The sequence below is a fragment of the Streptomyces sp. HUAS TT11 genome (assembly GCF_051553595.1).
Classification (GTDB): Bacteria; Actinomycetota; Actinomycetes; order Streptomycetales; family Streptomycetaceae; genus Streptomyces.
In genome coordinates this window covers 7,753,716-7,765,496 of the sequence record NZ_CP196184.1, presented here as the reverse complement: position 1 = coordinate 7,765,496, position 11,781 = coordinate 7,753,716, and the positions used below count along the sequence as shown (strand labels likewise).

Sequence of the window (11,781 nt, the reverse complement as noted above, 5' to 3'; positions counted from 1 at the left end):
CGCCCACGATGTCAGGATTTGCCGGAATCTTCGACTTCTGCCCAGCGGTCTCCGGGGCCGCGGGCGCCCCGGAGGGTTCAGCGGCCGACCGCGTCGGCCGGGCTGTCGAACAGCGGGCTCTCGGTGCTCGTGTCGCCGGGGACCGGACTGCCGCCGACGGACGCACCGGGCGTCGGCGCGATCGGCCGGGCGGACGGCGCGCCCGCCCCGGGCGAGACCGGCGGCGTGGTGACGGCGGCGGCGATGGAGGCGGTGGGACAGTCGACGTCCCCGGGCGGGACATCCCCCGGCACCCGGGTCTCGCGCGTCGTCAACGGCGCGGTGGTGACGGTCACGCTGGGCAGCACGCAGCCGGCCCGGGGCCGCTCCAGCGTCAGGTTCTTCTCGTGCGGGGCGTCGCTCCTTGCCGGGTCCGGGGTCTCGAGGGGAGGGATACCGCTCGGGATCGGCGCCGGCTGCAAGGAGATCCCGAACCGCTCCGGTGCGGCGCTCTGCTCGTCGGACCTCGGCGGCCGTACGGCGGCGCGCGGGGGCCGTACGTCCACCTGCGGAGGCTGCACATCGGCCTGCGGCGGCCGGACATCGATGTCCCGGCGCCCGTCGTCCCCCGTCCTGCGCTCTATCCACGTGTTCGTGTTCTCGATGTCGACGAGCGTGATGTTGGCGATGGTCTGCGGAGCCGGGGTGACGACGACAACCTGGGCGGGGCGGTAGGCGGACCACGGGCGGCCGTGGGTCGTCGGGGTGCCCCTCAGTGACGTGGGCTCGTCGATCGGGCTGCCGGAGGCACAGCGCACCCGGGGCACGCCGCGGTTGTCGACCAGGACGGACGTGCCCGCTTCCAGCACGGACTGGCGGTCGGCGACCTGTCCTTCGCGGAAACCGTGGTCGGTGACGCGTGTGTCGGCGCGCAGGACGACCGATGTCAGGGCGCGCAGATAGGCGGGGACGGACGCCTCGTGGATGCCGGACGCCTGGGCGAAGGCCCGGGACTTCACCCGATCGGCGGTCAGATAGGCGACCTGCCGTTCCACGTCGCAGCTGCCGACGGAGCGGGTACCGGCATACAGGCCGGGCGTGGCGCCGGAGACGGACCGTGCGGCCCCGCCGGTTTCGTACGCCACCGGTTGCGTCGCCCGGGTGACGGACGCGGGCAGCGCGCCGGAGCGGACCGTCGAGTCGGTGAAGGGGTCGGGGCCGCGGGCCGCGGCCGACTGGAGGAAGACGTCACCCCCGGCTGGGGGACCCGGTATGAGTCCCTTCCCGCCGCACCCGGCGCACAGCAGGGTTGCCGCCGACAGCGTGCAGGCGGCCGCCAGCGCCCTGGCGGGCGCCTTCATCGTTGCGACGGGTGCATGGGGTGTCCTGAGGGGCGCCTTCAGCGACCTGGTGGGCGTCTTCACCGCGTTCTCCGCTTCGTCCAGGACGATTCGTCACTACATGTCTGCTTCACTCGCTCGAGTTACGCAAGTGGAGAGGAAACGCACGGAGAGTCACGGAGCCCTCGGCCCGGACCGGGGTACCGGGTCACACTGGAGGGAGAGGAGCGGTCACCGTGGACTGGTTCGTGGCACCCGAGTACTGGCTCAGCCGGCTGGTCTTCCAGCGGGCCCTGGCCGTCGTGTACCTCTTCGCCTTTCTCTCCGCCGCGCTTCAGTTCCGCGCGTTGATCGGGGAGCGCGGCATACTGCCCGTGCCGCGCCATCTGGCCCGGATGCCCTTCAAGCACTCCCCCAGCGTCTTCCACCTCCACTACTCGGACCGCTTCTTCGCCGCCTGGTCGTGGGCGGGGTGCGCGGTCTCGGTGGCGCTGGTCGCCGGGCTCGACTCCCAACTGCCGCTCTGGGCAGGCATGGTGCTCTGGCTGGCCCTGTGGGCGATGTATCTGTCGATCGTCAACGTCGGTCAGACCTGGTACTCGTTCGGCTGGGAGTCACTGCTCCTCGAGGTGGGCTTCCTGGCCGTGTTCCTGGGCAACGACGAGGTGGCCCCGCCGGTCGTCGTGCTGTTCCTGCTGCGCTGGATCCTCTTCCGGGTCGAGTTCGGCGCCGGTCTCATCAAGATCCGCGGGGACGCCTGCTGGCGGAAGCTGACCTGCCTGGACTTCCACCACGAGACACAGCCGATGCCCGGTCCGCTGAGCTGGTTCTTCCACCATCTTCCACAGCCCCTGCACCGGGTCGAGGTGGCGGCCAACCACGTCACCCAGCTGCTCGTCCCCGTCCTGCTGTTCACCCCGCAGCCGGTCGCCACAGCGGCCGCGTCCCTGATGATCGTGACCCAGCTGTGGCTGGTCCTGTCCGGCAACTTCGCCTGGCTGAACTGGATCACCATCGTGCTCGCCCTGTCGGCGGTCCGGTTCCCGGCCACAGCTCCCGGTGTGGCAGCGCCGCCGCTGTGGTACGAGATCGTGGTGCTGACGGTCGCGGTGGGCCTGGTCGTCCTCAGCTACCACCCCGTACGCAACATGGTCTCCCGCGGCCAGGTCATGAACCGCTCCTTCGATCCGCTGCATCTCGTCAACACCTACGGGGCGTTCGGCAGCGTCAGCCGGATCCGGTACGAGGTGGTGATCGAGGGCACGGCCGAGGTCCTGCCGCGTGAGGACTCCGACTGGCGGGAGTACGAGTTCAAGGGAAAGCCGGGTGATCCTCGACGCTGGCCGCGCCAGTTCGCGCCGTACCATCTGCGGCTCGACTGGCTGATGTGGTTCGCGGCGCTCTCCCCCGCCTACGCGGGATCCTGGTTCGGCGGACTGGTCGAGCGCCTGCTGGAGAACGACCGCGACACACTGCGGCTCCTGCGTCGCTCCCCGTTCCCACCGGACGCTCCGCCCCGTTTCGTCCGGGCACGGCTCTTCCGCTACCGGTACACGACCTGGCAGGAACTGCGCAGCACGGGAGCATGCTGGGAACGCAGCTATGTCCGCGAGTTCCTGCCGCCCACGCGGTTGGCGGCCCGGGTGGCTCAGAGCCGGTAGACCCGGGCGGCGGTGTTCTCGAAGATCTGTGCGCGTTCGGAATCCCCGAGATCCCGAGTGACCGCGCCCGCCGTGTCCACCACCTCGGCATAGGTGGCCGCCTGTGTGCACACCGGCCAGTCCGAACCGAACATCAGCCGGTCGGGGCCGAAGGCGTCCAGCACGGTGTCGGCGTACGGACGCAGATCGGCCGGGCTCCAGTCCCGATGGTCGGCCTCGGTCACCATCCCCGACAGCTTGCACACCGTGTTCGGCAGGGCGGCGAGCGACCGCACGCGGGACGCCCAGGGTTCGAGGTCTCCGGAGGTGATGGGCGGCTTTCCCAAGTGATCCAGGACGAACGTCAGTCGGGGAAGATCGGCGGCCACCCGGACGCACGCCGGGAGCTGGTGGGGCAGGACCACCAGGTCGTACACCAGACCCGCCGCCGCGACCGCCTCCAGACCCCGCCGTACGTCGGGGCGCAGCAGCCACTCGGGGTCCGGTTCCCCCTGGACCTGGTGCCGGATCCCGCGGAGGTACGGACCGCCGGGCAGTTCGCCCAGCCGGGCCAGGGCGTCCTTGACATCGGGTGCGGTCAGATCGGTCCAGCCGACGACCCCGGCGACGAGGTCGTCGTCCTGCGCCAGGGCCAGGAACTCCGGTGTCTCCTCCGCCACCGTGACCGTCTGCACCAGCACGGTCCGGTCGACACCGGCCGCGCGTGCCTCGGGCGCGAGGTCCGCCATGGTGAAGTTCCGCCGCAGGGGCTGGAGTGCGGGCCCGGTGATCCAGTCCTGGTCGCGGACGGACAGGTCCCAGACGTGGTGATGGGCGTCGACGGTCACGGCAGCTCCCATACGACGGGAAGGCCGGCGTCCGTGCCCTCGCGCGAGTAGTCGTGCACGACGTCGAGCAGCTCCGCCATCCGCGCCTGCCAGGCCACGTTGACCGGGAGTGCCTCCAGCTCGGCCAGCAGCCGCGGGTAGTTCTCGCACTCCAGGAGATGGAAGAGGTCGGTCCCGCTGCGCCAGATGGTCCACGAGGTGGCCCCCGCGGCCCTGATCGCCCGGGTGAGCTCCTCGGGGACCTCGCGGTGGGCGGCCTCGTACGCCTCGATGCGATCGGCGCGGACCCTGGTGTGCAGGGCGACTCTCATGACGGCTCCTCGACGGGGACGGGTGCGTGGGCCGGCAGCAGGTCCGCATCCTTCAACTGCTGCCAGAACGCGGCCGGGACGGTCGCCGCGAACTGTTCGGCGCAGTCGCGGACCTCGGCCGCCGAGCGCGCGCCGACGAGCACGCTCGCCACGGCCGGGTGGGCGCCGCAGAACGCCAGCGCCGCGGCGCGCAGCGTCGTGCCGTGCCGTTCCGCGAGCGCCTTCATCCGCAGTGCACGGTCCAGCAGTTCGGTCGGCGCCGCCGCGTAGTCGTAGGTGGCATCGGGTCTCGGATCGGCCAGCAGGCCGGAGTTGAACGCGCCGCCGACGACCACGGAGACGCCCCGGTCGACGGCCGCCGGGAGCAGTTCGTCCAGCGCCCGCTGGTCGAGCAGGGTGTACCGGCCCGCGCACAGCACCACGTCCACGTCCGTCTCACGGACGAACCGGGTCAGCATCCCGGCCTGGTTCATGCCCACGCCGATCGCGCCCACCACACCCTCCGAGCGCAGTTTCTCCAGCGCCGGAGCGGCCTCCCGGAGCGCCTGTTCGGCATGGTCGTCCGGGTCGTGCAGATAGACCACGTCGACGCGGTCGAGGCCGAGCCGCTCGAGGCTGTCCTCCAGGCTGCGCCGCACGCCGTCCGCGCTGAAGTCCCAGACGCGGCGGTGCGTGGCCGGTACGGCGAAGCCGTTCGCGAGGTCGTCGCCGCCGGTGCCCGCGGGCTCCAGCAGACGGCCGACCTTGGTCGAGACGGTGTATTCGGCGCGAGGGTGCTCGCGCAGGGCAGCGCCGAGGCGGCGTTCGGACAGGCCGAGTCCGTAGTGCGGGGCCGTGTCGAAGTAGCGGATCCCGCTGTCCCAGGCGACCCGGACCGCCTCGTACGCCCGCTCCTCGCTCACCTCGGTGTAGAGGTTGCCGATCCCGGCGGCGCCGAAGGCCAGTGGACCGACCTCGATGCCGCTTCCGCCGAGGGTGCTCACTGACCCACCGGCCGCAGCCGGAGGCCCTGCATGCCGCCGTCGACCGCGAGTGCGGTGCCGGTGGTGGAGCCGGACAGAGGGCTCGCCAGGTAGGCGATGGCGGCCGCCACCTCGGCTGCCGACACCAGGCGGCCGGCAGGCTGGCGGGCCTGGAGCGCGGCGCGTTCGGCGGCCGGATCGGGGGCGGCGTCGAGGAGACGGGCCACCCAAGGGGTGTCCACCGTACCGGGGTTGACGCAATTCACCCGGATGCCCTCGCGGACGTGATCGGCCGCCATGGCGAGGGTCAGCGAGAGGACGGCACCCTTGCTGGCACTGTACAGCGCCCGCTGCGGGAGACCTGCCGTCGCGGCGATCGAGCACGTGTTCACGATCGCCGCGTGCGCCGACTCCCGCAGATGGGGCAGTGCGGCGCGGGTCGTGCGCACCATGCCCAGGACATTGACGTCGAGCACCCGCCGCCACTGCTCGTCGTCGTTGTCCTCGACGGTGCCCTGGGCGCCGATGCCCGCGTTGTTGATCAGTACGTCCAGGCCGCCAAGATCGGTGACCGCGGCGGCCAGGGCCGCGCGGACGGACGCGTCGTCGGTCACATCGGCCCGGTAGGCGAGCAGCGGCTTGTCCACCGGCGAGGGGTCGAGGTCCAGTACGGCCACCTCGGCACCGCGCGCCGCCAGAAGGTCGGCGGTGGCCCGGCCGATCCCGGAGGCCCCGCCGGTCACCAGGGCCTTGAGACCCTCGAAGTCGCTCATGCCGCATGCCCCTTCTTCTGTTCGAGGTCGGCGGCCCAGAAGGAACCGCCGGGGAAGGTGTACCGAGCGATGGACTCGGGCCGCATCGCCGCGGAGAAACCCGGCGCGGTGGGCGCCGAGTAGCGGCCTTCCCTGATCACCACCGGGTCGATGAAGTGCTCGTGCAGATGGTCCACGTACTCGATGACCCGGTCGTCGGTCGTGCCCGAGAGCGCGACCAGGTCGAACATCGACAGGTGCTGGACCAGTTCGCACAGCCCGACCCCGCCCGCGTGCGGGCAGACCGGCACCCCGTACTTGGCGGCCAGCAGCAGGATCGCCAGGTTCTCGTTGACGCCGGCGACGCGGGCCGCGTCGATCTGCAGGACGTCGATGGCGCCCGCCTGGAGCATCTGCTTGAAGACGATACGGTTCTGCACGTGTTCGCCGGTCGCGACCTTCACCGGCGTCACGGCCTTGCGGATCGCGGCGTGACCGAGCACGTCGTCCGGACTGGTCGGCTCCTCGATCCAGTACGGGTCGAACTCGGCGAGCTCCCGGGTCCAGGTGATCGCCTCGTCCACGTTCCAGCGCTGGTTGGCGTCGATGGCGATGCGGACATCCGGCCCCACGACGGAACGGGCCACCCGGCACCGGCGCACGTCGTCGGCGAGGTCCGCACCCACCTTCAGCTTGATCTGCCGGAAGCCGTCGGTGACCGCCTGCGCGGCCAACCGGGTGAGCTTCTCGTCACTGTAGCCGAGCCACCCCGCCGAGGTCGTGTAGGCCGGGTAGCCCTCCGCCAGCAGCCGCGCGGTGCGCTCCGCGGCGCCCTGCCTCCCGCGCCGCAGGAGGTCCAGGGCCTCCTCGGGGGTGAGCGCGTCGGTGATGTAGCGGAAGTCGATCTGGCGGACGAGCCACTCCGGTTCGGCCTCGGCGAGCAACCGCCACAGGGGCTTGCCCGCGCGGGTGGCGGCCATGTCCCACACGGCGTTCACGACCGCGCCGATCGCCATGTGCATCACGCCCTTCTCGGGCCCCAGCCAGCGCAGCTGGCTGTCGGCGATCAGGGTGTGGAAGAGCGCGCCGGGGTCCGCGCACAGCTCGTCCACGTCCCTTCCGACGACGTGTCCGCGCAGCGCCTCGATCGCCGCGACCTGTACCTCGTTGCCCCGCCCGATGGTGAACGTGAATCCGTGCCCCTCGAGGCCGTCGGCGGCGTCCGTGCGCAGCACGAGATAGGCGGCCGAGTAGTCGGGGTCCGGGTTCATCGCGTCGGAGCCGTCGAGCTCGCGGGACGTGGGGAAACGGATGTCGAAGGTGTCGACCGCGGTGATACGGGCGGCAGTTGGGGACACGAGAGGCCTTTCGGTCCGGGGCACGAGGTCGTGCGAGGTCGTACGTCGTACGGCGATCTGCGCCAACGAGGAAGGTCAGTCCTGGGCACGGCCCGTCGTCACACGAGCGATCATGAGGGCGGCCAGGATGATTCCGCCGTAGATGGCGTCGATCCAGAAGGACTGCACCTGGGCCATGGTGAGCATCGTCTTGACCACACCCAGCAGCAGCACACCGGTGAGCGCCCCGAACATCGTGCCTCGCCCGCCGTCGAGGCTTATCCCTCCGATGACGGCCGCGGCGAACACCGTGAAGATCATGTTCTGACCCTGGTTGGCGCCGATCGCGCCGACGTAGCCGGTGTACATGAGGCCGCCGACAGAGGCGAGGACTCCGGCGACGACGTAGACGCCGAGCCGTACTCGGTCGACGCGGATACCGGCGGCGCGGGCCGCTTCCAGGTTGCCGCCGATCGCGTACAACGAGCGGCCGAGACGGTGGTACTTGAGCACCAGCCCGGCGATGGCGAAGGCGACGCCGGCCACCCAGACCGACACCGGAATGCGGAGGAATGTCGTGGTGGCCAGCGAGAAGAAGGAGTCCGGCATGTCGAAGAGCGTCTTGCCCTTGGTGGCGCCGACGAGGAGTCCGCGCAGGATGATCAGCATGGCGAGGGTCACGATGAACGCGTTGAGTTTCACCTTCACCACGAGCAGGCCGTTGAAGGCACCGATCACCGCACCGATCAGAGGGATGGCCAAAATGGCCAGCCAGGCGGGCAGTTCGGTGCCCCAGCCTGCCTTCGCGGCCGGCAGCACAAGCAGCGCCGCCACCGCCGGCGCGATACCGACCACGGACTCCAGCGACAGGTCGAACTTGCCGGTGATGAGCACCAGCGACTCGGCGAGCACCACCATCGCGAGCGCCGCGGAGGAAGCCAGAATGGAGATCAGGGTGGCCTCGGTGAAGAAGGAGTCGTTGAGCAGGGCCCCGAGCAGGAGCATCAGCAACAGCGCGGGCACGAGCGCGAGTTCACGAGCGCGTCGTAGCAGCACCGCCCTCGCCGACAGGCCGTTGGGCATGCTCACCGGCTTCACCGGCGGGGCCTCGGTGTCAGCCATGGTCCACTCCTTCGATGGAGGCGATCAGCTCGTGGTCGTGCCAGCCCGCCGGGTGCTCGGCGACGATCCGGCCGTGGAAGAGAACGAGGACGCGGTCGCAGCGCCGCAGATCGTCGAGCTCGTCGGAGACGACGAGCACGGCGGTGCCGTCCTCACGGGCGCTGTCCATCCGGGCCAGCAACGACTCCTTGGACTTCACATCGACGCCCGCTGTGGGGTTGATGAGGACCAGCAGACGCGGATCGGAGGCCAGGGCGCGGGCCATGACGACCTTTTGCGCATTGCCGCCGGACAGGTCGGAGACCGGCTGGTCCGGGCCCTCGGCATGGATGTCGAGACGCCGGATCAGATCGGCGGCGAAGACGCGTTTGCGCCGGGTGCCGATGAACCCGTACCTGCCCAGGCGGCCCAGGACACTCATGGTGGCGTTGTCGCCGACGGTCATCCCGGCGACGAGCCCTTGTTCGTGCCGGTCCCGGGGCACGCAGCCGACGCCCGCCCCGAGCGCGGCCTGCACATCGCCGAACGGCAGCGGCCTGCCGTCGAGCCGGGCCGTGCCGCCGGTCGGGGTGCGCAGTCCCGCGAACGTCTCCGCGAGTTCGATCTTCCCGCTGCCGCTGGAGCCGGCGAGTCCCACGACCTCTCCGTGGCGCACGGAGAGGTCGATGCCGTCGTACGACTCGGAGGTCAGCCCCCGCGCCTCGAGGGCCACCGGGGCGTCGTCCGCCACGGCGTCCCGCGCCGACGTCGCGCGCTCGGCGACGATCTCGCCCGCCATGGCCTCCACCAGGGCCGCGCGGGAGAGATCCGCGACGGGGGCGGTGGTGATCCAGCGCGCGTCGCGCAGCACCGTGACGGTCTGGCAGACCTCGTACACCTCCTGGAGGTGATGCGAGATGAACAGGAAGGTGACACCGGATTCCTGCAGCGCCCGCATGCGGGTGAAGAGGCGCTCGATCTCCCGGTTGTCGAGCTGCGCGGTCGGCTCGTCGAGGATGATGAAGCGGGCGCCGAAGCTCAGCGCCCTGGCGATCTCCACCATCTGGCGGTCCTCGACCTTGAGGTCGGCCGTGCGGGCGTCCGGATCGACGTGCACGTCCCAGGTGGCGAGGACCTCGGCCGCCTCGGCCTTGAGCCTGCGCCAGCTGATGAGTCCGCCACGACCGGTCGGCTGCCTGTTGATCAGAAGGTTCTCGGCGACCGACAACTCCGGTACGACCGTGGGCTTCTGGTAGACGCAGGCGACCTTGCGCCGCCATGCGTCGCGGTCGGCGAGCGGGGGCGCGGGCTCGCCGTCGAAGCGGATCGTGCCCTCGTCGGCGGCCTGCAGGCCGGTGAGAACGTTGACGAGGGTGGATTTGCCGGCGCCGTTGCGACCGACGAGGGCATGGGACTCACCCGGGAGCACGGTGAGTTGCCCGTCCCTCAGGGCGACCGTGGGGCCGTACCGCTTGACGATCCCCCGCGCCTCCACCAGGGGGGTGACGACTGATGTGCTCATTTGACCGTGTTGCCCCAGAGCTTGGGGTCGTCGACGTTGTCCTTGGTGACCAGCGGGGCCGGCAGCTGGTCCTCCAGGATGCCGCTGGGCAGCTTGACGATCTCGGAGCCGTGGTCGGTGGGGCCGGGCTTGAACGTCTTCCCCTGCATGGCGGCCTTGATGTAGTACATGCCGTACTTGGCGTAGGAGTCCGCCGGCTGCGAGACGGTGGCGTCGATCTCGCCCTTGCGGATCGCGTCGAACTCCTGCGGGATGCCGTCGTTGGAGACGATGGCGATGTGGCCCTTCTGGCCCGCCGTCTTCAGCATGTTCTTGGACTTGAGGGTCTGCAGCGTGGGCGCCAGGTAGACGCCGCCGGCCTGCATGTAGATGCCCTTGATGTCGGGGTTGGCGTTCAGGAGCGTGTCGAGCTTGGAGGCCGCGGTGTCGGACTCCCACTTTGCGGGGATCTCCAGGACCTTCAGCTTGGGGTACTTCTTCTTGACGCAGTCGCGGAACGCCTCGGAGCGGTCCCGGCCGTTGACCGAGGCGAGGTCACCCATGATCTGCACGACCTTGCCGCCGTCGACGTGCTGACCGAGGTAGTCGCACGCCTTCTCGCCGTAGGCGACGTTGTTGGCACGCACGACCATCGCCACCTTGCCCTTGTCGGGCGCGACGTCGACGGCGACCACCGGGACGCCCTTGCGTTCGGCCTGGTCCAGCCCGGCCTCGATGGCGGCGCTGTCCAGCGGAGCGACGACCAGGCCCTTCACCCCCTGGTTGAGCTCGTTGTTGATGTCGGTGATCTGCTGGGACGGGTCGCTGTTGGAGTTGACGGTCTTCAGGACGTCCACCCCCTCGGACTTCGCCATCTTGGGCACGTAGTCGTTGTAGGACTGCCAGAACGGCGAGGTCAGCAGGGGCAGGATCACCCCGACCTTCCCGGTGCCGTCGCCTCCGGCGCTGGCCGGTCCGGCGTCCTTCGTACTGCCGCATGCCGTGAGCGCCAAGGTGCAGCAGGCGGCCGCGGCCGTCGCGCGCACCGCCCACGACGAGATTCGCCTGCCTTGCCGTCCGTACCGCACTGTCCTGCGGGCCATCTGTCGGCTCCTCATCGAGCGTGATCGACCAGTTGCCCGCATACTTATCAGACCACTCAGCCCGCACAACACCCTTCGGCGGCAAGATTTCCGGTAATCCGACCGTAGTGGTCGGACCACATCAGTGATTAGACTGCCGCGCACGGCAACGGGAGGAAGTGGCGTGGACGAGACACCGACCGAGGGGACGGAGCCGGAGAAGACGGCGAACGCTCCGCAGAAGGGGACGGTGACGCAGCGCGCCATCGAGCAGATCAAGGCGATGATCGCCGAGGGCCGGCTTGAGCCGGGCCAGCGGCTGCCGACGGAACGCGATCTTGCGGTCCAACTGGGCATCTCGCGCAGCTCGATGCGGGAGGCGATCCGTGCACTCACGGTCCTCGGGGTGCTGGAGGCGCGGCACGGCTCGGGCATCTATGTGACCCTGCTGGAGGCGGGCGACCTCCTGGAGACGTTCGGTGTGGTGGCGGATCTCTCGCGCGGACCGCGCCTGGTCGAGCTGCTCGAGGTCCGGCGCATCCTGGAGTCGACGGCCACGGCCCTCGCCGCCGCCCGGATCACCGACGAACAACTCGCCGAGGTCGAGAAGCACCTGACCGCGATGAACGCGACGGAGGACCCGGAGGAGATCCTCGCGCACGACCTCGCCTTCCACCGCGAGATCGCCGCCGCCGCCGGCAACGAGACCATGGCGGCGATACTGGAGGGCCTGTCCTCACGCACCTTCCGGGCCCGTGTCTGGCGCGGCTACCAGGAGGAGGGCGCCTTCGCCCGCACCCGCCGCGAGCACGCGGCGATTCACCGTGCCCTGGTGGCCCACGATCCGGAGGCGGCCCGAGCGGCGGCCGCCGCGCACGTGGGCGAGGTGGAGCAGTGGCTGCGGGCGCAGCTCACTCCCTAGACGGCC

The 11,781-nt window shown here is 70.4% G+C and carries 11 protein-coding genes; 2 read left to right on the top strand and 9 right to left on the bottom strand.

What is annotated here, in order from left to right; all coding sequences use genetic code 11:
• Nucleotides 1-77: 77 nt before the first annotated feature.
• On the bottom strand, nt 78-1,403 hold the full coding sequence (locus ACSHXN_RS34845) for a DUF6777 domain-containing protein (RefSeq protein ID WP_438304945.1): 1,326 nt from the start codon (nt 1,401-1,403) through the stop codon (nt 78-80).
• Nucleotides 1,404-1,555: 152 nt separating this feature from the next.
• Here ACSHXN_RS34845 and ACSHXN_RS34840 point away from each other — a divergent pair, with 152 nt between their 5' ends.
• Nucleotides 1,556-2,980 (top strand): lipase maturation factor family protein, encoded by a 1,425-nt coding sequence (locus ACSHXN_RS34840; RefSeq protein WP_355137090.1) that lies wholly within the window; start codon nt 1,556-1,558, stop codon nt 2,978-2,980.
• Here ACSHXN_RS34840 and ACSHXN_RS34835 read toward each other — a convergent pair.
• From ACSHXN_RS34835 to ACSHXN_RS34800, 8 genes are all read right to left on the bottom strand, one after another.
• A complete protein-coding gene (locus tag ACSHXN_RS34835; RefSeq protein ID WP_355137092.1) occupies nt 2,968-3,819 on the bottom strand; it encodes an amidohydrolase family protein in 852 nt (283 codons plus the stop codon). The genes ACSHXN_RS34840 and ACSHXN_RS34835 overlap by 13 nt on opposite strands.
• Nucleotides 3,804-4,118 carry an L-rhamnose mutarotase gene (locus ACSHXN_RS34830; protein ID WP_355137094.1) on the bottom strand — a complete coding sequence of 105 codons (315 nt, stop codon included), beginning with the start codon at nt 4,116-4,118 and terminating at the stop codon, nt 3,804-3,806. The genes ACSHXN_RS34835 and ACSHXN_RS34830 overlap by 16 nt, the downstream gene beginning before the upstream one ends.
• Nucleotides 4,115-5,101 carry an aldo/keto reductase gene (locus ACSHXN_RS34825; protein WP_356293106.1) on the bottom strand — a complete coding sequence of 329 codons (987 nt, stop codon included), beginning with the start codon at nt 5,099-5,101 and terminating at the stop codon, nt 4,115-4,117. Before ACSHXN_RS34825 ends, ACSHXN_RS34830 begins: the two co-directional genes overlap by 4 nt.
• The gene (locus tag ACSHXN_RS34820) at nt 5,098-5,853 is read right to left on the bottom strand and encodes an SDR family NAD(P)-dependent oxidoreductase (protein ID WP_356113014.1); all 756 of its coding nucleotides are present in this window, start codon (nt 5,851-5,853) and stop codon (nt 5,098-5,100) included. The genes ACSHXN_RS34825 and ACSHXN_RS34820 overlap by 4 nt, the downstream gene beginning before the upstream one ends.
• On the bottom strand, nt 5,850-7,190 hold the full coding sequence (locus ACSHXN_RS34815; RefSeq protein WP_355137100.1) for an L-fuconate dehydratase: 1,341 nt from the start codon (nt 7,188-7,190) through the stop codon (nt 5,850-5,852). The genes ACSHXN_RS34820 and ACSHXN_RS34815 overlap by 4 nt, the downstream gene beginning before the upstream one ends.
• 75 nt (nt 7,191-7,265) lie before the next feature.
• Nucleotides 7,266-8,291 (bottom strand): ABC transporter permease, encoded by a 1,026-nt coding sequence (locus ACSHXN_RS34810; protein WP_355137102.1) that lies wholly within the window; start codon nt 8,289-8,291, stop codon nt 7,266-7,268.
• Entirely contained in the window at nt 8,284-9,792 is a 1,509-nt protein-coding gene (locus ACSHXN_RS34805) for a sugar ABC transporter ATP-binding protein (RefSeq protein WP_355137104.1), read from the bottom strand. Before ACSHXN_RS34805 ends, ACSHXN_RS34810 begins: the two co-directional genes overlap by 8 nt.
• Nucleotides 9,789-10,874 carry a sugar ABC transporter substrate-binding protein gene (locus ACSHXN_RS34800; protein WP_356113012.1) on the bottom strand — a complete coding sequence of 362 codons (1,086 nt, stop codon included), beginning with the start codon at nt 10,872-10,874 and terminating at the stop codon, nt 9,789-9,791. Before ACSHXN_RS34800 ends, ACSHXN_RS34805 begins: the two co-directional genes overlap by 4 nt.
• Before the next feature lie 163 nt (nt 10,875-11,037).
• Here ACSHXN_RS34800 and ACSHXN_RS34795 point away from each other — a divergent pair, with 163 nt between their 5' ends.
• Entirely contained in the window at nt 11,038-11,775 is a 738-nt protein-coding gene (locus ACSHXN_RS34795) for a FadR/GntR family transcriptional regulator (RefSeq protein ID WP_355137108.1), read from the top strand.
• The last annotated feature ends 6 nt before the right edge of the window (nt 11,776-11,781 follow it).

Excerpts from the sequence above, each read along its gene's own strand:
- ACSHXN_RS34835 (WP_355137092.1), bottom strand. The coding sequence starts at position 3,819 with ATGGGAGCTGCCGTGACCGTCGACGCCCATCACCACGTCTGGGACCTG.
- ACSHXN_RS34830 (WP_355137094.1), bottom strand. The coding sequence starts at position 4,118 with ATGAGAGTCGCCCTGCACACCAGGGTCCGCGCCGATCGCATCGAGGCG.
- ACSHXN_RS34820 (WP_356113014.1), bottom strand. The coding sequence starts at position 5,853 with ATGAGCGACTTCGAGGGTCTCAAGGCCCTGGTGACCGGCGGGGCCTCC.
- ACSHXN_RS34810 (WP_355137102.1), bottom strand. The coding sequence starts at position 8,291 with ATGGCTGACACCGAGGCCCCGCCGGTGAAGCCGGTGAGCATGCCCAAC.
- ACSHXN_RS34805 (WP_355137104.1), bottom strand. The coding sequence starts at position 9,792 with ATGAGCACATCAGTCGTCACCCCCCTGGTGGAGGCGCGGGGGATCGTC.
- ACSHXN_RS34800 (WP_356113012.1), bottom strand. The coding sequence starts at position 10,874 with ATGGCCCGCAGGACAGTGCGGTACGGACGGCAAGGCAGGCGAATCTCG.